Here is a 20,570-nt window from a genome sequence, read left to right as displayed (position 1 = left end):
TATAAATGTAATAGTTATCGCTAAGGGATGAGGAAGGGATGTTATGTGTAAAGATGTGAGTCGGTAAAATAGATTAAATAAAGCAATAAAGCAATAAAACGTAAAGCATCAGCGCTTTACGTTTTAGATTATTTAGATCAGAGGTTTAAACGCTGAGTTTTTTTGCAGCCGCAACAACGATTGAAATCGCATCTACTTCTGTTTTTTTCATGCTTTCGACACTTGGGATCTCTTGTTGTGTACGGTTAACAATAACACCAGCAACACATGCTGCGCGCCAACCTTGTGATGCACACATAGTAAATAGCGTTGATGACTCCATTTCATAGTTCAGTACGCCAAGATCTTGCCATTCTTGCATTGAACCTTTAAAACGACGTGTAATACGACCTGATACGGTATCGTAGCGCTCTTGGCCAGGGTAGAACGTGTCAGATGATGCTGTAATACCAATATGAGGCTCAATGCCTGCATCACGACAAGCTGCAACAACCGCTGTCGTACATTCAAAATCTGCAACCGCTGGATATTCCATTGGTGCAAAGTGTAAGCTTGCACCATCAAGGCGAACAGATGCTTGAGTGACAATGATATCACCTACATTCACATGTTCTTGGATAGCGCCAGTAGTGCCGACACGTAAGAATGTACGCACACCGAGCTGTGCTAACTCTTCAATGGCGATAGAAGTTGATGGACCACCGATACCTGTTGAGCAAATTACAATGGCTTTACCATCAATATAAGCAAGGTAGCTGGTATATTCGCGGTGACTTGCAAGGAACGTGGCATTATCCATTAACTCTGCAATTTTTTTAACGCGCTCAGGATCGCCTGGGACGATCGCTAAATTTGCACCATCTAACATTTTTTTGGTTAAACCTAAATGAAATACGTCTGACATGTTGTGTTCCTTATAATAAAAATATATTACTCGTTACAAAAAGAGTAACGGGGTAATGCTAATAATTCGTTATTGAGAGTCTATTTTAGCTGTATTGGTATGTTAAATATTGTTTTTATTATTAACATTTATTAAAATTGGAAATACATAGTAATGACTCAGTGCAACCAGTTTATGGGCAGTTCAACTCTTAAAATGAGATCTAGATCGAGCGCAAAGAGATTATTTTAAAAATATCTACTTGGTATAACAAAATATGTGGTTGATAAATAGGTCAGTTAAATATTATTTGGATTTTTTCATTAGTGTTTTTTGAAAGGTAGAACGAAGGGGAGAAGCAGATACCGATTTTTAGATCAGTATCTGTTTTATCTTTTCTATCGGTGTTGATTACAAATCTGCACCTAAAAAGGCATGTGGGAGTAGTTCCGCAATGCTGTGCTCTGCAATTTCTGTTGCTGAAGCATAACAAAATACCATGGCATCATTAGCGGATAGTTCAGCAATTACTTGGCGACAAGAGCCACAAGGATACGCTTGTACTAATGTTTTTTGTGCATTACGCGCAAGGATATGTACTTCTTTTATTTCGCCTAATTTAGTACCTTCGGTAATGGCAGTTTGTAGCGCATTACGCTCAGCACAATTGGTTGTAGGGTAAGCTGCTGATTCAACATTTACGCCTTTGTAGACTTTTCCATCAACCGTGACAACAATAGATGCCACATTAAATCCTGAATAAGGGGCAGAAGAGCAATCAAGCAGTGTTTTTAGTTCGTTAAAATAGTTCATGGTTAAACCTTATAATGTTTTAGTATAAAAAGTAGACTGTTTGTCTTGGTGTTTGCTAAAGCCTACTTTTTTAAGATAAAAAGCGTGCTCATTATTATGTGCATAAGCTTTGAGTTCTTTAAATCCTTTGCTTTTTAGGAGCTCTGGGTTGTCATTGTAATAATACGATCCTAATTTAAAATCACGGTAGCGTGAGGTTACGTAATCAAGCTCAATGGTAAATGTACCTTGATGATCACAATTTCCCACTAAAATACCGACGATATTATCATCGCGCAATAGATACAACGCAGTATCGGCTTGGTGTAGTTTCTCTTTTGTAATTTGCAATGCAATATCATCTTCATTCACACTTAAAAAATGCTGAAAATATTCAGAGTCCTTGTTGGCACTTAATATCTTAAAGTTCTCTTCTGTGTGGTAAATATGATACAAATAATAGATATTGATGCATGCAATACTTAAATTCATGACGATAGTCGGCCATGAATTTATAAAGTAGGCAAAACTTGCGAAAAGCAAACAACCAATAAAGTTGATCACTCTTAATTTTACAATAGAGCTCATTGTCAGTGATACTAAGACAACCAGCGACGCAAGATATCCAAACCATTCAACCCAATCAAAGTCCATAATAATCCTTTGTAGACGTTATAATACTATTGATTATATATCGTCTAAGCGGATGCGCGAATAGACTTGTGTTTCTGTCGGTAGTTTTTTATCACCACACATTATAGCGTGTTGTATTGCGCGCTCTGCATCACTAAACTGTGCTTCATTTTGTACGTGGATCATCGCTAATGGTTTGTCTTTTGTAACCTCATCACCTAACGAGATAAATTGGTTAAAACCAACGGCATAATCAATACTGTCAGATGACTTCATGCGACCACCGCCCATACTCACAACCGCCATACCGATAGCGCGGGTATCCATGCTTTGTACAAAGCCACTTTGTAATGCATAAACAGGGCGAATAATGGCTGATTTTTGTAAGTAAGTATCGTAATTTTCAACAAAATCAGTCGGTCCGCCTAATGCGCTGACCATTTTACCAAAGACTTCAGCCGCTTTACCATTATCGAGTACCGCTTGTAGTTTTTTCTGTGCATCGTCAACGTCTGTCGCAAGGCCACTGAGTTGTAACATTTCAGAGCACAGCGCCATGGTGACTTCATGTAAACGAGGGTTTACGTATTCACCCGTTAAAAATTGTACCGCTTCGCGTACTTCAAGCGCATTACCTGCAGAGCTTGCGAGTACTTGATTCATATTGGTAATTAATGCGGTGGTTTTACAACCCGCACCATTGGCCGTTGCCACAATGCTTTTCGCTAATTCTTCTGATTTTTCAAAGGTAGGCATAAATGCGCCACTGCCCGCTTTTACATCCATAACCAGTGACTCAAGGCCAGATGCTAATTTTTTTGATAAAATAGATGCGGTGATCAAGGGAATAGACTCAACCGTTGCCGTAATATCACGTGTTGCATAAATACGCTTGTCTGCTGGTGCTAAGTCGCCGGTTTGCGCAATAATAGCCACACCCACTTCTTTTACAATTTTAAGAAATTGGTCGGTACTTTCAGGGGTAGTTTGATAACCCGGGATAGCATCTAGCTTATCTAAAGTGCCGCCTGTATGACCTAAACCTCGACCTGATATCATCGGTACATAACCGCCACAGGCTGCAATCATAGGACCAAGCATTAACGAGGTAACATCACCCACACCGCCCGTTGAATGTTTATCAACAACCGGTCCATCTAAATGTAAATTTGTCCAATCTATGGTCATACCCGAGTCGCGCATCGCAGAGACTAATAGAACACGTTCGTCCATGGTCATATCTTGGAAATATACGGCCATCGCAAAGGCTGCAATTTGACTTTCTGTGACGCTGTTATTGGTGACGCCTTGAATAAAATAGTCTATTTCTTGTTTGCTTAAGGTTTTTCCATCACGTTTACTGCGAATGATTTCTTGAGGTAGTAATATCATTGTTTAACTCCATTTTTTTATTGATATTGGCAAACAGTTGTTTGTCTCGCGTGCAATTTTGTGGGATAAGAATTGCTAAAAATCGTAGGAAAACAGTCAATGACTCATTGATAAAGAGGGCTGGAAAGGGGAACATTGTTGTTAATAATAAATAGCCCAGAAAACTGGGCTATTTTAATTTTTTATATTTAGAACTTGTAAGTTACTGAAACATAATGGCTTAGGCCAGTAGATTCTGCGCTTCCGCCCCAATCTTTACCGTCTTCAATGCCGTATACGTTGGTGTATGCTTTTAAGCCATAACCGACAGCAAATTGATCAGAGTGCCAGTAGATACCATTAAACATAACGCCACCTTCACTTACACTTGAGTACTCATCTTTCATGCCAAATTGGTAATCGATATAACCTTGGTATGAAATGAATGAGCCATTTTCAAAGAAGTAAAAAGGTTTAAACCAGTTGGTAGACACTTGGTAACCATTCCAATCTTTTTTATTAAGATCGTATAGACCATAAACATTAAGACCGATTTTACCAAGCCAAGGCACCATTACATCAGAGCCTAGTCCCCAGAAACTGTTGTTAACATCACCACTACCGCCTAGAGCGTTACGTGAACCACCACCCCAGTTAAATAAGGTCGCGATGTACACTTCTTGAATCGGACCTAATGATAAATCTTGACCTGTTAATGCATCAAGAGAGATACGTGGTGCAAATTTCATGAACATTTTTGAAGCGTCTGAATCTTTATCAGTATCGTCTTTTGTTGCTAAGTTGAACACATCAACATAACCATAAAGATCAAAAACCCCAGAACGCCCACCAAATTCCATTTCTAAATAATCATGTGCATTATTTTCTGCATCTTTACCGTGTGGCAGCTCATCAATAGAATACATATAATTAAACTGCATCCATTTGTAATCATTTTTGTGGATATCGCCATCACTGTAATCGGCAGCGAAAGCTGAAGCTGAGGTTAGAGCAAGCACACTTAGTGCTACAATTGACTTTTTCATTGTATCTTCCTTGGTGGTCGTAAAAAAAGAGTAAAGGTATGAAATGACCTTAACTTATAATAGTAGAGGTCATTTTTTTAGATTTTTTAAGCAATGGCAGCGTCTAATGCAATGATCAACATTTCATTAAAGCTAGTTTGACGTTCATCTGAGCTTAGTTTTTCACCCGTGCGAATATGATCAGAGACAGTTAAAATACAAAGTGCATTCGCACCTTCTTCAGCTGCAACGCCGTATAGGCCAGCAGCTTCCATTTCCACACCTAGAATGTTGTATTTTTCTAGTGTGTCAAAAACAGCAGGCTCAGGCGTATAAAAAGTATCTGCAGAGAAGATATTACCAACACGTACTTTAATATTGAGTGCTTTTGCAGAAGCGACAGATTTTTCAAGTAACTCATAACTTGCGATAGCTGCAAAGTCATGTCCAGCAAAACGAATGCGGTTTGCTTTAGAGTCAGTTGATGCGCCCATACCGATGATAACGTCACGTACTTTTACATCAAGACTAATTGCGCCACAGCTACCCACACGAATAATATTTTTAACGCCATATTCACGGATTAATTCTGTTGCATAAATAGAGCAAGATGGAATACCCATGCCACTACCCATAACTGATACGCGTTTGCCTTTGTAAGTTCCAGTGAAACCTAACATGTTACGTACATTTGTTACTTCAACTGCATCATCTAAAAAGTTTTCTGCAATATATTTTGCGCGAAGAGGATCGCCAGGCATTAAAACTGTTTCTGCGAAAGCGCCATCGACTGCATTAATATGAGGTGTTGCCATGATGTAATACTCCTTTAAAAATACGCAACTTAGTAGAGCGTATTTAATTGTTTGATGTCCAAATTTATGCTTTTAAAGCATAAATCAAGACGATGTTAATTATTTAAAAATAGATGTTCCATATTCTAAATCGGGTAGCTGATGATGCGCAGCAATCGTTTGACCAATATCGGCAAAAGTATCACGTAAGCCAACAGATCCAGCTTTGACTGTATCACCAACAAAAATAAGAGGAATATGTTCACGCGTATGATCGGTGCCTTTCCAAGTGGGATCGCATCCATGATCGGCGGTCAAGATCAAAAGATCGTCTTTGCCTAAAAGTGCAATGATTTCAGGTAAGCGTTTATCAAAGTACTCAAGCGCAGCTGCATAGCCTGAAATATCACGGCGATGACCAAAGTCTGCATCAAAATTCACAAAGTTAGTGAAAATAATAGTTTGATCGTCAGCCGTTTTAAGGGCTTCTAAACTAGCATCAAATAACGCTTCAATACCGTTTGCTTTGATAGCTTGCGTAATACCTTGGGTTGCAAAAATATCAGAAATTTTACCGATACTGATAACATGACCGCCACTTGCTTTCATTTTATCGAGCAAAGTAGGGCTAGGAGGTAATACTGAGTAATCATGACGATTTGGTGTGCGTGCAAATTCACCTTTTTTAGTGCCACTAAAAGGACGCGCGATAACACGGCCGATATTGTATTCATCTACCAATTCACGGGCAAGTTCACATAACTTGTAAAGACGCTCTAAACCGAAGCTTTCTTCATGGCACGCAATTTGGAAAACACTGTCAGCAGACGTATAAAAAATAGGTTTGCCTGTTTTAAGATGCTCTTCACCTAGGTCGTCTAAGATGATAGTGCCAGACGAATGACAATTACCTAAGTAGCCGGGTAAGTCAGCACGTTTAACTAATTCATCAAGTAAAGATTGAGGAAAACTATTTTCTTTTTTAGTGAAATAGCCCCAATCAAATAAAACGGGTACGCCCGTTATTTCCCAATGTCCACTCGACGTATCTTTCGCAGTTGATAGCTCTTTAGCATAACCAAAAGCAGCCTCTGGAATAACATTCGCATCAAGGCCCGCAGGATATTCGCCTGAGCTTTCAAAACATGCTTGACCAAGACCCAATTTATTCATGTTCGGTATGTATAGAGGGCCATTACGGCCTTTGTTTGCTTCACCTTTAGCGCAACATTCTGCGATATGTGCCAGTGTATTTGAACCAACATCATCAAAAGTGCTACCGTCGCTAAGAGAGCCGACAAATTTATCAGCATCGGCGGTTGCGCCAACGCCAAAAGAATCAAGTAATAAAATCACACTGCGTTTCATTAGTAAGCTCCTTTCTCAACTGTTTTATCTGTTAAATTTAGCTCTTTTAGTAAGCCAACCAGTAAGCTTGATGCGCCAAAACGGAAATGCGTCGCATCTACCCAGTTGTCACCCATAATTGAGCGTGCAAGTTGCATGTAATCGTAAGCCGCTTGTGCATCTTTTACGCCGCCAGCCGCTTTAAAACCAACATTTTTCTTAGAGGCTTTAATCGCTTCGATCATGATTTTAGTCGCTTCGAGTGTTGCATTCACGGGTACTTTTCCCGTTGATGTCTTAATAAAGTCAGCGCCAGCATTAATACAAATTTCACTCGCTTGTTGGATCAATGCATCTGTTTTTAATTCGCCAGATTCGATGATAACTTTCAAGGTGACTGCGCTACCACATATTTCACGACATGCCGTGATCATTGTTTTACCAATTTCGCTGTTACCTGCCATTAATGCGCGGTAAGGAAATACAACATCGATTTCATCTGCGCCATATGCTACGGCCGCGCGTGTTTCTGCAAGTGCAATCTCTAAATCATCATTACCGTGTGGGAAGTTGGTAACAGTTGCAATTTTAATTTCGGGTGTACCTTGCTCTTTTAATGCTTTACGAGCAACGGGAATAAAACGCGGATAAATACAAACGGCAGCAGTATTACCCGCTGCAGTTTTCGCGTTATGACAAAGTTGGATCACTTTTTGATCCGTATCATCTTCATTTAATGTGGTTAAATCCATAAATTGGATACCTTGCTTAGAGGCAATTTTTAAATCAGTCATTATTTTGATCCTTTGTTATTAAGCTACTCAGGTCGTTATAATTTTAAGCAATTGCTGTGTATTCTAAATACTAAATGGTGCACAGGTATCTGCTGAATAGTTGTTATGGTTATTATTATTATTATTATTATTATAAAAGGTACCTACTGCGTTATCGCAGTAGGTACTAGAGATATTTAAGCTACGCTGATTGCGAAGAAAATACCCACTAAACAAGCACTCATAAAGTTAGATAAAGTACCTGCTAATACTGCTTTAAGACCCATGCGAGCAATTTCAGGACGACGTGATGGTGCAAGAACACCTAGTCCACCAAGAAGAATTGCCATTGATGATAAGTTAGCAAAACCACAAAGAGCAACGGTGATGATAACTTGAGTGTTTGCAGATAAAGTATCTTTAAAGCTTACGAAATCGATATAAGCTACAAATTCATTCACGACTAGTTTTTGACCTAGTAAGCTACCTGCTTGTAGTGCTTCAGACCAAGGCACACCAATTAAGAATGCGATTGGAGCAAAAACGTAACCTAAGATAAGTTGTAGTGTCAGTTCTTCTGCGCCGAAGATACCGCCAATGCCGCCAAGTAATGTATTGACCAATGCAATTAGTGCGATAAAGGCAATTAACATTGCGCCAACGTTCATTGCGAGTTGTAGACCGGCTGCTGCACCTGATGCTGCTGCATCAATAACGTTAACTGGCGCTGCTTCTTCATCATCTGCAATATCTGCGTCAGTTAGTTGCGCCATGCTGTCACGTGGCGTTTCTGTTTCTGGCTCTATTAATTTAGCCATTAATAGACCACCAGGGGCTGCCATAAATGATGCTGCGATAAGGTAATCTAAACTAACACCTAAAGATGCGTAACCTGCAAGTACTGCGCCTGCAACTGATGCAAGGCCACCGGCCATTACTGCAAATAATTCAGAACGTGTCATGGTACGTAAGAAAGGTTTAACAACAAGCGGCGCTTCTGTTTGTCCAACGAATACGTTAGCTGCAGCTGACATAGATTCAGTACGACTTGTACCCAATGCTTTTTGTAATGCGCCACCAAAGATTTTGATAACAAGTTGCATAACACCAATGTAGTAAAGAACAGACATTAATGATGCGAAGAAGATAATGATAGGTAGTACTCTAAATGCGAAGACGAAACCGCCACCACCAAATACTTCAAACATTTTTCCAGAAACTAAACCACCAAAGAGAAAACCGATCCCTGCGTTAGCACTATCGATAACCGCTTGTACGCCTGTTGAAATGCTACCTAAGAAACTAGCACCTGAATCTGTCATAATAACAAACGCGGCAATAGTTGCTTGAATTGCAAAAGCGCCGATCACTGTTCTTAAATTAATTGCTTTTCGGTTACTTGAAAATATCACCGCAATTAAAATTAAGGATAGGATCCCGACTAAGCCCATAACAATTTGCATATTTAACTCTCCATTTTAGTTTTAGATTTAAGAAAAAATTTCTACCATCATTATTTATCGTTAGTGAATCTTTATGTTGTATAAACAATCTATTTGCGTGTTATTTACGATTTTCTTATAAATAACTATGACACATAGGTGTTATTGTTTATTGGCGCTAGTTTACTTCACTTCGAAGTATAGGCATTAAAGTGTCTTTTCTTGATTGATATTTCAAAGATGAAATGTCGTTGAGAAAGAGATTTTTTAAATAATATGCATTGGTTTTTTTAAATATTAATAACAGGTTATTATTTTACGTATTATTAATATTGAAACATTCCTTGTCATTGCCTCTTAGCGCCACGAATTCTAGTTATTAAGTAAGGTTTAAAGTGTGATCAATCGCTCTAGAACACTAAATATTTACATTAATAAAGTCATGTTAACAAAATGTGTTGCTTCATTTTCGGTTTTACATTTTCCGTTAAATAATCTCTCTAAGTTTTCGCCTCTAATGATAATGACATTCAACGCAGAGCGCAATCAGTAGTACGACTCAGTTTAAGGGGGCTGAACTACATATTTCGGAAAAACGGCGTGCTTTATTGTAGTAATTTATAAATATTACTTTTTTGGTAAAGGACCGAGTATTTTTCTTGTAAAAATATTCTTATTTTATCTGCTTGAACGCTTTTCTTAACATCGTCTTGTTGCAGTGTTGCAATGAAATCTAGCATTTCTTGTTTTTGTGCGTCGTTTAATTTGTTTGGGCGGCCAGGGTGCTTCTTTTCTTCTAATGCGATTAAGCCTTGGTCTAAATATTTCTTAACCCAACCATTAACACTATGGCGGCTCACTTGTAAGTATTGCGCTATTTGGGTGCGATTTTTACCGCTATTAAAATGGTAAATAGCCAGTAAACGGATCCGATGTCTGGCGTTCTTCGTACTGGAAATGATTTCTTTTAAATTATTTTTCATATATCAAGCTTCTATAATACCCTTGACTAAGGAGGGTTATTTAATGGATTCTGTTGTTTTTTTATTCGGAAACAAGACAATTATAAGTCTTGTTAACAATTTTCGATGTAATCGATTTTATTGAGTAAACAACAAATAAAGTGTGATTCAACGCATTTGTTGATGATATATTAATAATATTTACCTCCGGATCACAAAATCTGTTGTTGTGTTTTTTTTAAGTTATTATTCCGGTAAAAAAAGGGCGTTAGTGAGTTGTTGAAAAGTGTAAAATTGATTATGCTTTGAATATAGACTGGGGCTTCGAGTGTTGTTAAGTCGTAACAATTAATAGGTAGTTATGTTGATAAACTTTAGAAAAAATTTTAATTGTTGTAAAACAGTAGGCTGTGCAAATTTCGGTAAAACAGAGAATGTTGATTATATTCAGCAAAGTGAACGTTTGGGATATGTCTCAACGGGCTGTGAGCTTTGTGGTAGTCATGCTCCGTGGATAAATAATGAATTAGTTAATAAAGTGTTAAAAGAAAAAACACTCTTTCATTTTGGGCGTAAGTTAACCGGTTGCCCTAAATGCCACCCTTATTTTTTTCTGACTGAGCCTTCACCTGCTAAATTACATGGTTTTACTTCGGCGGGTACGCAACGAAAAAAATGCAGTCAATGCAATACTGTATTTTCCTTACAAAATTATAAAAAGATAGCCGTATTAAAACGTGTTTTGAATTCTGTTTTAAAGCATCACGATACTAAAACGGCTATCAAAGAAACACAATTGTCTGCGCGCTTATATTATTTTTATCTCGACAAGCTGGCAAGGATCCTAGGAAACTTTAGCCGTATACGCGAGCAACTGAATATACAAGACAAGCATCTCGTGATCCACAGTGAAGGGCGTAGCTTTAAACTTGAGCACCACCGTGGCGTTTATACGCTACTCAGTGCAGAAGGCGACAGTGGTTATATTTTATTGCAAACAAATAATATGACCCAAGATCATTTTGACGCGTGTTTTATTTATAATGAAACAAAAGATACGATGATCAAAAGTATATATTCTGACAATATTGAAAACGTGTTAATTGATCGTTATCAGCAAAATCTACAGCGTAATCATTTTGAGCAACTGATCATTGGCGATTTACGGCCCATTACTAAATGCTCTCTCATTTACCCAGATAAAGTCGCTTATATCCATTTTCAATTGCTTAAAGGCTTTACTCAAAAGGTAGAAAGTTACACTCATATTATAGAGCATGAGAGTACGCTTCGAGCGGGAGCCCTAATGGCATGCGATGCTGATATTCGTCAAAAAAAGGCCGAAGTCTATTTTTTTGTGGAGTATCCCAAAAAAGCTGCAACACATTGGGCGTTAGCGGGTAAAGGCCTTGGCTGGTGGAAAGATACTTGGCACAGTAATGAGCTAGGTGCGTATTCCCCCATTACACCGGCACTGACAAAACCCTCTCATCTAGCATTGCTGCAAAGCCAAAGTATTGAGCGTTTTTATGATTATTTAGAAGCGAACATGAATAAAAAAATAAACAGTATGTCAGTGATAGATAATGTGTTTGAAATACACCGCGTTATTTATAATTATTGTGAATTACATCATGCTAAAAGTGCCGCGTTTTCCTTTTCTTTAGCAACAAAAAATTACAGCGCAGAAGAGTTACTTGATGAAGCTCTGCAAGTTGTGATGGCCTAATGATATTTTTTAGGTAAAAAAACAGATATAAGTTACTTTTTGGACTTAACTTCTATATAATTCGCAACCTGAAATTTTATGATAAATACGTGTGGTATTTTGTTGAGAGAAATGCTTCTTTCAAGCAAGATGGCGACACGGCCTAACGAGGTTTTCCCTATGAAAAATGCTATTCATCCAGAATACAAAGAAATTAATGCAACTTGTTCTTGTGGCAACGTTGTAACAATTGGTTCAACTGTTTGTAAAGATATTACATTAGATATTTGTGGCGAATGTCACCCATTCTATACAGGTACTCAACGTGTTGTTGATACTGGCGGTCGTATCGATAAATTCAAAAAACGTTTTGGATCACTTGCTTCTAAATAATTATTTAGTACAGCAAAAAGATACTAAAAAGGTGCTTATATTAAGCGCCTTTTTTTATATATAGATAATCTTACCCGTGTCCTTATTTATCAAATCTTACTCTTTAATAACCTAAAATATATATTATCCCCTCTCTTATTATCCCAATATAAAACGGCACTTTGAGTCTAAAAATAATATTGTTAATAGGGCATTAAAATTATCAACAAGAGCTTATTCCCTAGACTGTGAATTAAACGCTGTTACTTTCCATAAAAGTTGACTATCATCTATTTCTATTCTTTATTTCCCTTTAAATGGAACTCCTAAATGTCAAATTTACGTCAACAAGCGTTGGATTATCATGCATACCCTCGTCCTGGCAAAATCAGTGTGGAGATCACTAAACCCGCAGAAACAGCAGAAGATCTGTCGCTTGCATATAGCCCCGGTGTTGCTGAGCCTGTTCGTGAAATTGCCAAAGATCCTGAAAATGTTTATAAATACACAGGAAAAGGAAATTTGGTTGCAGTGATAACCAATGGGACTGCTATTTTAGGGCTCGGAAACTTAGGTCCTCTTGCATCTAAACCAGTAATGGAAGGTAAGTCTTTATTATTTAAGCGCTTTGCAAATATCGATAGTATTGATATTGAAGTTAAACACCGTACTCCTGAAGAGTTCATTAACACGGTCGCAAGCATTGCAGACACCTTTGGTGGTATCAATTTAGAAGACATTAAAGCACCCGAGTGTTTTGAAATTGAAAAACAATTAAAAGCGCGTTGTGCGGTTCCTGTTTTTCATGATGATCAGCACGGCACTGCAATAGTAACATCGGCCGCTATGCTCAATGCATTAGAAATTCAAGGCAAAGAGATTGCACAAGTAAAAATTGTCTGTCTTGGCGCAGGTGCTGCTGCCATTGCATGTATGGGATTATTAGTAAAATGTGGCGCATTACGTGAAAACATATATATGTTAGATCGCAAAGGTGTGATCCACACGAGCCGTGATGATATTAACGAATATAAGAAGCTTTTTGCTAACAATACCGATAAACGCACATTGGCAGACGTTATTGAAGGGGCTGATGTCTTTGTTGGTGTTTCAGGTCCAGATCTATTATTACCCGAACATGTAAAAATGATGGCTAAAAATCCAATCATATTTGCGTGTTCAAATCCTGATCCAGAAATTCGCCCTGATCTTGCTCATGGCGTGCGTGATGATTTGATAATGGCAACGGGGCGCAGTGATTATCCAAACCAAGTGAATAATGTTTTATGTTTTCCTTTTATTTTCCGTGGCGCGCTTGATGCTCGCGCAACAGAAATCAATGATGCAATGAAAATTGCAGCCGTAAATGCCATTCGTGACCTTGCAAAATTGCCGGTGTCGAAGGCGGTACTTAAAGCCAGTGGCGAAACGTCATTAGAGTTTGGCAAAAATTATATTATACCAAAACCAATGGATCCGCGTTTACTTAAAAAAGTAGCGGGAGCAGTTGCACGCGCAGCTGTTGAAAGTGGCGTTGCACAAGTTGAGCTTGCCGACGATTATATGGCTTAACTATTGTTTAAAAAATAAACCCTGTTAATCTCATTAGCGGGGTTTTTTGTTAATTAAAGCCCAGAAAGTAGTAATTATGGGCTGATTTAAAATCAATACTGGCTTCGTTAGTTAATTAGTTGTAAATTAGCGTGTTTAATTATCCAATACCCTGCATAAGAAGATGCAAGCGGCTGGGTATAAATATATTTCTCATCACTATTTGTAAGGGTATCGTATGTCAGGAAAACCTTCCTCTTCTCAGTTTGAAAGTAATAATATAGCGGATCCGCTTTTTATTCATGCTGAGCATATCGCAAAAGACTTCTCTCTATTTCCAGATAATTCTTTACCGTCTAATACTAAAAATTTAGAAGGACTGATTGCGCCTGAGCGTATTCAATCTAATTTGGCACTGATCAAAAAGATGGATGTTGATGCTTATATCGAACGCACGGTGCAACCGGCTGAAGATAACAAACGCCCAGGTTCAAAACATATTATTGCGGGCTTTAATGGCAAAATAATTACCGAGCGTAGCAACGGTGCTTTTTACAGTGCTGAAATGGAATTAGACTTTGGTGGCTATTCTAGACGTATCGGTATTATTGCCCAAGAGCGTAGCTCTAACAACGGAGCTTGGATGCCAGAGCATCACCGCGATGCAAGTAAAGCTATCCGTAAATTTGCTGATTTATCGTTACCTATCGTGTTCTTAATTGACACCCCTGGAGCGGATGCCGGTGAAGAGGCTAATAGCCAAAATCAAGCGCACAGTATTTCGCAAATGATCACTGAAAGTGCCAATGTTGATGTACCGACTGTCGGTGTCGTTGTGGGTGTTGGTTATTCAGGTGGTGCGATACCACTTGCGACTGCCAATATCTTATTATCGGTACGTGATGGTATCTTTAATACGATCCAGCCTAAAGGCCTACAAAGTATTGCACGCAAATATAATTTGTCGTGGCAAGAATGTGCGCAATCAGTGGGTGTTTCACCGGAAGAGCTGTATGCAAATGGTTGTATTGATGGCATTGTTGATTATTCACCTGTCGATAAAGATGAACGCCAACACAACTTACAAAAAGCCATTGTTTCGAGTATTTTATCAATAGAATCGACGTCGGTTAGTTTTGTACGTAAATATCCTGACATTTTAGATCATTATAACCGCAGTTTATCGCGCTATTTAGACCCATCAAGTAAGCTGATGGAAGTTGAAAAAGCCTCGGATAGCGCGCGTTTGATCGCAAAAAATCCAACGGCGCATAACAATGCCTTTGGTACGACTTATCGTTATATGCGTTATTTAACATTACGTACGCGTATTAAAGCGATTCAAAAAAATGAATATGGTCGTTTATCTAAATTAACTATCCCTGAAGGTGACTTAAACGCGCGTATTGAAGCCAATAGAAAGCAGGTCTTTACAAGTTGGTTAGAAAGCCCTGATAAGTTAATTTATGATGATGTCCTAAATAAAAATTGGAAAACCTTCTTATCTAAACGTGAAGATAAAGGTATTGAACGCAACATGTTCACCAAGCTTATTTTAGGTGAGCCTCAAGAAAACTATGATAATGCGCGCAGTAAATTATTAATTAATTTAACCTGGTCGTTATATAATCGCTGGAAAAGTAACGCTGAAGATAATTTCCGTGCACTAATTGCTTATCTAGAAGATGAAAAAGCAGTCCCATTAACTAACTCTTGGCCTGAATTGAGTGAGTTAACCAGTATTGATGTTGTTAGCCACGAGGATACTCGTGAATGCTTTTTAGTGCATTGTCGTCATATTCTAGTATTTAATGCTTTATATGATAATACGATGGGTAATTTGGCGTCTATTGCTAAAGAAGCGATGGCAACTAAAGAATTGTCTCGTGAGTCTGTTTCATCTTTAGTGCGTAGTTCATTAAAAGCCGCTTTAAATAAAGTCAGTGATGATGATTATGAACAACTTAAACTCAGCTTTAACCTTTGGTTACGTCATTTTACCGATCAAAGCGAACGTGCAGATATTCTTGCGAAAGTAGAAGAGTGGAAGAGTATTGGTGCACCACAAATGAATGCGAGTTTATTTGTGATCTTGACCTATTTATTTGAAAAAATAATTCCTTCTTATTATGCAAGTCGCGAGAACGTTGCAGATTATAATGGCGTCATTAATCCGGTACGTATCGGTCGCCGTAAAGATTTCTGGAACCGTTTAACAATGGGTTATCAAGATCTATTGATTCAAGCGGTACTGCGCAGTGAAAAAAGTAAAAAGAATAATTCGTATGAAGTTATTTTAGATAAATTCTTTACTAACTTTAAAGAGTCAAAGAAAGATTTAATGACGGCCAATTTACTTGAATTCCCTGGCTTTCGTCTATCGGTTGAAGATGCATTAGATAAAAACATTAAACCTTGTGGCTTAGTTACTGGTATTGGTGAGTTTAAACTGCAAAGTGGAGAACTTCAGCAAGTGGGTATCGCGGTATCGAACCTTGCTTTCCAAGCCGGCGCTTTTGATATGGCCAGTGCTGAAAAGTTCTGTGCGTTACTGGTTAAATGTGCACAAAAACATTTGCCAGTTGTCGCATTTATCAGCTCAGGTGGCATGCAAACGAAAGAAGGTGCCGGTGCACTATTTTCGATGGCCGTGGTAAATGATCGTATTACGCGATTTATTCGTGATAATGATTTACCGGTGATCATGTTTGGTTATGGTGACTGTACGGGGGGCGCGCAAGCGAGTTTTGTGACACACCCTATGGTACAGACATACTATTTATCAGGCACTAATATGCCGTTTGCTGGGCAAATGGTTGTGCCTGCATACTTACCATCTACCTCTACGCTGTCAAATTATTTATCACGCGTACCGGGTGCGATGGATGGCTTAGTTATCAATCCATTCTCTGATGATCTTAATGCTAAATTAACTGACATTGATGAAAACATGCCAATGCCTAAGATCACAATTGAAGAAACGATCCAACGTGCATTAACCGGTTTTGTACCTGTATGTAGTTTGGTTGATGATGAATATTCTCAAGTAGATCCTCGTCAATTAATGACGCCAGTGAAAAAAGTATTAATACATGCGCGTGGTTGTACGGCGGTTAAACTTATCCGTAAAGCGCAAGATAATAATATTAAAGTGGTATTAGTTGCTTCTGATCCCGATATGACTTCTGTGCCGGCTAATATGCTAGGAGCGGGAGATCGTTTAGTTTGTTTAGGCGGAAACACCTCAGATGAAAGCTACCTTAATGCAAATTCAGTATTAAAAATTGCTGAATATGAAGAAGTAGATGCATTACATCCTGGTATCGGTTTCTTATCAGAAAGCCCACAATTTGCAGATCTTTGTGTGGGTCACGGTATTAACTTTATCGGCCCAAGTATGGACAGCATGTTAACCATGGGTAATAAGTCTAACGCTATTAAAACGGCACAGGATCACGGTGTTCCCGTTGTACCTGGTTCGCACGGTATTTTAACCGGTGCTGAGCAAGCTCTCGATATTGCCAATGGTATTGGTTACCCTGTACTGCTTAAAGCCGTAAATGGTGGTGGTGGTAAAGGTATCCTTGTTATTGAAAAAGCCGAAGATATGTTCACAGGCTTTGCGCAGGTTTCTGCTGAAGCGCGCAGTGCTTTTGGTAATGGCGATCTTTACCTTGAAAAATACATCACTTCATTACGTCATATTGAAGTGCAATTATTGCGTGATAAGCAAGGTAATACGCGTGTACTTGGTATTCGTGATTGTTCTGTGCAACGTAATAACCAAAAAGTAGTTGAAGAGTCTGCATCAACAATGCTTCCTAAGAAATTAGAAGAGTTGGCAATGACCTATACAGAAAGTCTTGCTGAGGCGGTTGATTACATGGGTGCGGGTACTGTCGAGTTTATTTATGATCTTGATGAAGATGCCATTTACTTTATGGAAATGAATACACGTCTACAAGTTGAACATCCGGTGACGGAAGCTACATCAGGTATTGATATCGTGAGTGCGCAATACTCTATCTCATCAGGTGAGAGCATTGCCGACATGAAACCTGTTAAAAAAGGTTATGCGATTGAAGTGCGTGTGACGGCTGAAAAAGCGACACTTGATGCAAAGGGCATTATGCAACTACTTCCATACCCTGGAAAAGTAGATAAATGTGTTATTCCTGAGCAAGATAATGTTGAAGTTATCTCGATGATTGCAGCCGGAAAAGAGGTTTCTCCTTACTACGATAGTTTAGTGGCACAATTTATTTGTTCAGGTAAAAATCGTAATGATACGATAACTAAACTGATTAAATTCTTAGAAAAAGTTGAAATCACAGGTATTGCAACCAATATTCCATTATTGCTACGTATCTTAAAAGATGATGTGTTCTTAAAAGGTATTTACGATACAACTTACTTACCTAAGTTTATGGCAAGACTTGATCAAGATGTCATGATCAAAGAAATTGAAGCGTCAGCTTCAACAGGTGGAAGTGCCGTTTCTATTCGTGTTGATGGCAGTAATGAATTGAAAGTATTAGCGCAAAGCGCGGGGATTTTCTACCGAGCTTCATCACCAGCGGAGCCTGATTTTGTACTTGAAGGTGACATTGTAAATATTGAGCAAACGTTAGGTTTGATGGAAGCAATGAAAATGTTTTCACCTATTACGTTATCAAGCTTCAATCTGCCGGATGCTGAGCTTTATGCTAAAAAGACTAAGTTCCGTATCGAGCGTATTATTAATAACAATGGCCAACAAGTATCAAGTGGTGATTTGTTATATATTGTGACGCCTCTTTAATCGAGACAATATAAGCAGATAAAAAAAGCCAGTCGATTGACTGGCTTTTTTATTGCGTTAATATTTGTTTATTAAAAAACATGTAAATAGACCTGTAGTCAGGGTGTATTAAGGATAGATATAATGGATATTGCTCTTTTGTGTAATGATCCTGCGTTAAAAGCTCAGGCACAACGCTTGCGTGATAAATGGGGATTTATTAATCAAGCCGGTGGGGATTTTAGATTACACCTCCTTATGGAGCATCTTGCGTTGGAGCAAACCGACGATCCTAAACAAGGATTTGTTTTTGTGGATTTTGTTGCCGGCGGTAGTGCGCACCGACGTAAATTTGGTGGCGGTAAAGGGCAAGCAATAGCCAAAGCCATTGGTATTAAAGCCGGTGTTGAGTTAGAGGTAATTGATGCAACGGCAGGACTTGGCAGAGATGCTTTTGTGCTGGCGACATTAGGTTGTAATGTGACGTTAGTTGAGCGCTCACCTGTGGCAGCCGCTTTACTTGATGACGGTTTACAACGCGCTTATTTAAACTTAGAAATTGGCGCTTGGGTAAAGCAACGCATGCGCTTAGAGTTTGCTTCTGGCTCCGAATATTTAAGGCATAACACAACGGATGTGGTGTACTTGGATCCGATGTTCCCACATAAAAAGAAATCGGCACTGGTTAAAAAAGAGATGCGTGTTTTTCAAGGCGTGATTGGTGCTGATTTGGATGCACATGAGCTATTAGAGGTCGCTATCGCATCAGCGCGTTACCGGGTTGTCGTCAAACGTCCCGATCATGCTCCCTTTTTAGCGGATAAAAAACCGAGTATGAGTATTAAAACCAAAAAGAATCGCTTTGATGTTTATGTAAAAAAAGCCATACCTAGTGCGTAAAGCAAGTGATCTTATGTTTTTATGAAAAGTCAGCAAGCCCAATGGACTTGCTGATTTTAGATAAAACGTTTCGTTACAATGAGATTGGTGTACTTGTTTATAGTTTTATTTTTAATAACGCCGCGATGTTATTTGCTGTTTTTTGTACATTTAGCGATGCATCTTGTAAAGCCTGCTCTAATGTCATGGCACGAGGGACAATACTAAACAGCGTATCAATACCGTGCTCGTAAACCACATCACAATCTGCACTTAAACAACCCGCAATGGCAATCACTGGAAGGTCATATTTTTTGGCTAAGCGTGCGACACCAATCGGCGTTTTACCACAGATAGTTTGACTGTCAATTCGGCCCTCACCCGTAATAACTAAATCAGCATCGGATAAACTCTTTTCAAGCCCCAAAGCATCAATGACAATATCAATCCCAGGGCGTAGTTTTGCATTAAATAAAGCCAATAAAGTTGCGCCCATACCACCTGCTGCACCTGCCCCTGGGATATCTTTAATATCTTGAGATAACTGCGTTTTTAACAGCATGGCATAATGGCCCAAATTACTATCGAGTATTTTTTGCATGGCAGGTGTCGCCCCTTTTTGAGGCCCAAAAATGTAAGAGGCTCCTTGCTCTCCACACAAAGGATTATTAACATCACAAGCGACTTCAAAGGTAATATCTGCTAAACGAGGATCCATGTCAGTGATATCAATTTTTACTAAATCAGCAATGCCCGCACCTCCAAATGCAATTTCCTGATTGTTTTTATCTAGCATTTTAACGCCGAGAGCTTGTGCCATACCAATGCCAGCATCATTTGTCGCACTGCCTCCAATACCTAAGATAATATGTTTAAAGCCTTTATCGAGTACCGCTTTAATGAGCTCTCCCGTACCATAACTGCTGGTTAATAATGGGTTGCGCTGAGCAGGGGAAACAAGGTGCAAGCCAGAGGCTGCTGCCATTTCAATGATGGCTGTCTTGTTATTACCCATTAGTCCATAAAATGCATTTATTTTATTGCCTAATGGTGCGCTAACAGGGCAGTGCTTAATGCTACCCTGACTCGCATCGACTAAAGACTGTACAGTGCCTTCACCCCCATCTGCCATTGGAAACTTTATATAGGTAGCATCGGGAAATTGTTGTTTAAACCCAGCTTCAATCGCAGTGGCGACTTGCATCGCTGTGAGACTTTCTTTATATGAGTCGGGTGCAATAATAATTTTCATAAACTT

Annotated in this window: 16 protein-coding genes; 5 read left to right on the top strand and 11 right to left on the bottom strand. The window is 38.8% G+C overall.

Annotated elements, in window-relative coordinates:
- Positions 1-145: 145 nt before the first annotated feature.
- The 10 genes from udp to PCNPT3_RS11345 all read right to left on the bottom strand — a co-directional run bounded on the left by udp (position 146) and on the right by PCNPT3_RS11345 (position 10,043).
- The gene (udp, locus tag PCNPT3_RS11390; protein ID WP_015466016.1) at positions 146-904 is read right to left on the bottom strand and encodes a uridine phosphorylase; all 759 of its coding nucleotides are present in this window, start codon (positions 902-904) and stop codon (positions 146-148) included.
- 390 nt (positions 905-1,294) lie between these two features.
- Positions 1,295-1,696 (bottom strand): cytidine deaminase, encoded by a 402-nt coding sequence (gene cdd, locus PCNPT3_RS11385; protein ID WP_015466015.1) that lies wholly within the window; start codon positions 1,694-1,696, stop codon positions 1,295-1,297.
- A 9-nt stretch (positions 1,697-1,705) separates the two neighbouring features.
- On the bottom strand, positions 1,706-2,329 hold the full coding sequence (locus tag PCNPT3_RS11380; RefSeq protein ID WP_015466014.1) for a hypothetical protein: 624 nt from the start codon (positions 2,327-2,329) through the stop codon (positions 1,706-1,708).
- A 33-nt stretch (positions 2,330-2,362) separates the two neighbouring features.
- Complete coding sequence (gene deoA / locus PCNPT3_RS11375; protein ID WP_041771552.1) at positions 2,363-3,697, bottom strand: thymidine phosphorylase; 1,335 nt, start codon at positions 3,695-3,697, stop codon at positions 2,363-2,365.
- Positions 3,698-3,888: 191 nt separating this feature from the next.
- Positions 3,889-4,725, bottom strand: a complete 837-nt coding sequence (locus PCNPT3_RS11370; RefSeq protein ID WP_015466012.1) for a nucleoside-specific channel-forming Tsx family protein — start codon at positions 4,723-4,725, stop codon at positions 3,889-3,891.
- Between the two features lie 86 nt (positions 4,726-4,811).
- Positions 4,812-5,519 (bottom strand): purine-nucleoside phosphorylase, encoded by a 708-nt coding sequence (deoD, locus tag PCNPT3_RS11365; protein WP_015466011.1) that lies wholly within the window; start codon positions 5,517-5,519, stop codon positions 4,812-4,814.
- A 99-nt stretch (positions 5,520-5,618) separates the two neighbouring features.
- Positions 5,619-6,866, bottom strand: a complete 1,248-nt coding sequence (locus PCNPT3_RS11360; protein WP_015466010.1) for a phosphopentomutase — start codon at positions 6,864-6,866, stop codon at positions 5,619-5,621.
- Positions 6,866-7,639 (bottom strand): deoxyribose-phosphate aldolase, encoded by a 774-nt coding sequence (deoC, locus tag PCNPT3_RS11355; RefSeq protein WP_015466009.1) that lies wholly within the window; start codon positions 7,637-7,639, stop codon positions 6,866-6,868. The genes PCNPT3_RS11360 and deoC overlap by 1 nt, the downstream gene beginning before the upstream one ends.
- Before the next feature lie 176 nt (positions 7,640-7,815).
- Positions 7,816-9,081 (bottom strand): NupC/NupG family nucleoside CNT transporter, encoded by a 1,266-nt coding sequence (locus PCNPT3_RS11350; protein ID WP_015466008.1) that lies wholly within the window; start codon positions 9,079-9,081, stop codon positions 7,816-7,818.
- Between the two features lie 584 nt (positions 9,082-9,665).
- Positions 9,666-10,043, bottom strand: a complete 378-nt coding sequence (locus tag PCNPT3_RS11345) for a helix-turn-helix domain-containing protein (RefSeq protein WP_015466007.1) — start codon at positions 10,041-10,043, stop codon at positions 9,666-9,668.
- Between the two features lie 340 nt (positions 10,044-10,383).
- Between PCNPT3_RS11345 and PCNPT3_RS11340 the strand changes: the two genes are divergently transcribed.
- The 5 genes from PCNPT3_RS11340 to PCNPT3_RS11320 all read left to right on the top strand — a co-directional run bounded on the left by PCNPT3_RS11340 (position 10,384) and on the right by PCNPT3_RS11320 (position 19,333).
- Positions 10,384-11,751: a hypothetical protein gene (locus PCNPT3_RS11340; protein WP_015466006.1), complete on the top strand. Its 1,368-nt coding sequence runs from the start codon at positions 10,384-10,386 to the stop codon at positions 11,749-11,751.
- 159 nt (positions 11,752-11,910) lie between these two features.
- A complete protein-coding gene (gene rpmE / locus PCNPT3_RS11335; protein WP_015466005.1) occupies positions 11,911-12,123 on the top strand; it encodes a 50S ribosomal protein L31 in 213 nt (70 codons plus the stop codon).
- A gap of 309 nt (positions 12,124-12,432) precedes the next feature.
- Positions 12,433-13,674, top strand: a complete 1,242-nt coding sequence (locus tag PCNPT3_RS11330) for a malic enzyme-like NAD(P)-binding protein (RefSeq protein WP_015466004.1) — start codon at positions 12,433-12,435, stop codon at positions 13,672-13,674.
- Between the two features lie 217 nt (positions 13,675-13,891).
- The gene (locus PCNPT3_RS11325; protein WP_015466003.1) at positions 13,892-18,454 is read left to right on the top strand and encodes an ATP-binding protein; all 4,563 of its coding nucleotides are present in this window, start codon (positions 13,892-13,894) and stop codon (positions 18,452-18,454) included.
- Positions 18,455-18,577: 123 nt separating this feature from the next.
- Entirely contained in the window at positions 18,578-19,333 is a 756-nt protein-coding gene (locus tag PCNPT3_RS11320; RefSeq protein WP_015466002.1) for a class I SAM-dependent methyltransferase, read from the top strand.
- Positions 19,334-19,430: 97 nt separating this feature from the next.
- Here PCNPT3_RS11320 and PCNPT3_RS11315 read toward each other — a convergent pair whose 3' ends face one another.
- Complete coding sequence (locus tag PCNPT3_RS11315; protein ID WP_015466001.1) at positions 19,431-20,564, bottom strand: glycerate kinase; 1,134 nt, start codon at positions 20,562-20,564, stop codon at positions 19,431-19,433.
- Positions 20,565-20,570: the final 6 nt, after the last annotated feature.

Source organism: Psychromonas sp. CNPT3, assembly GCF_000153405.2.
Lineage (GTDB): Bacteria > Pseudomonadota > Gammaproteobacteria > Enterobacterales > Psychromonadaceae > Psychromonas.
The sequence above is the reverse complement of the archived record's forward strand: the minus strand, read 5'-3'. Positions and strand labels throughout refer to the sequence as shown.

What these genes read in the sequence shown, in the direction of transcription:
- udp (WP_015466016.1), bottom strand. Translation starts at nt 904, where the DNA reads ATGTCAGACGTATTTCATTTAGGTTTAACCAAAAAAATGTTAGATGGT.
- cdd (WP_015466015.1), bottom strand. Translation starts at nt 1,696, where the DNA reads ATGAACTATTTTAACGAACTAAAAACACTGCTTGATTGCTCTTCTGCC.
- PCNPT3_RS11380 (WP_015466014.1), bottom strand. Translation starts at nt 2,329, where the DNA reads ATGGACTTTGATTGGGTTGAATGGTTTGGATATCTTGCGTCGCTGGTT.
- PCNPT3_RS11370 (WP_015466012.1), bottom strand. Translation starts at nt 4,725, where the DNA reads ATGAAAAAGTCAATTGTAGCACTAAGTGTGCTTGCTCTAACCTCAGCT.
- deoD (WP_015466011.1), bottom strand. Translation starts at nt 5,519, where the DNA reads ATGGCAACACCTCATATTAATGCAGTCGATGGCGCTTTCGCAGAAACA.
- PCNPT3_RS11360 (WP_015466010.1), bottom strand. Translation starts at nt 6,866, where the DNA reads ATGAAACGCAGTGTGATTTTATTACTTGATTCTTTTGGCGTTGGCGCA.
- deoC (WP_015466009.1), bottom strand. Translation starts at nt 7,639, where the DNA reads ATGACTGATTTAAAAATTGCCTCTAAGCAAGGTATCCAATTTATGGAT.
- PCNPT3_RS11350 (WP_015466008.1), bottom strand. Translation starts at nt 9,081, where the DNA reads ATGCAAATTGTTATGGGCTTAGTCGGGATCCTATCCTTAATTTTAATT.
- PCNPT3_RS11345 (WP_015466007.1), bottom strand. Translation starts at nt 10,043, where the DNA reads ATGAAAAATAATTTAAAAGAAATCATTTCCAGTACGAAGAACGCCAGA.
- PCNPT3_RS11340 (WP_015466006.1), top strand. Translation starts at nt 10,384, where the DNA reads ATGTTGATAAACTTTAGAAAAAATTTTAATTGTTGTAAAACAGTAGGC.
- rpmE (WP_015466005.1), top strand. Translation starts at nt 11,911, where the DNA reads ATGAAAAATGCTATTCATCCAGAATACAAAGAAATTAATGCAACTTGT.
- PCNPT3_RS11330 (WP_015466004.1), top strand. Translation starts at nt 12,433, where the DNA reads ATGTCAAATTTACGTCAACAAGCGTTGGATTATCATGCATACCCTCGT.
- PCNPT3_RS11325 (WP_015466003.1), top strand. Translation starts at nt 13,892, where the DNA reads ATGTCAGGAAAACCTTCCTCTTCTCAGTTTGAAAGTAATAATATAGCG.
- PCNPT3_RS11320 (WP_015466002.1), top strand. Translation starts at nt 18,578, where the DNA reads ATGGATATTGCTCTTTTGTGTAATGATCCTGCGTTAAAAGCTCAGGCA.
- PCNPT3_RS11315 (WP_015466001.1), bottom strand. Translation starts at nt 20,564, where the DNA reads ATGAAAATTATTATTGCACCCGACTCATATAAAGAAAGTCTCACAGCG.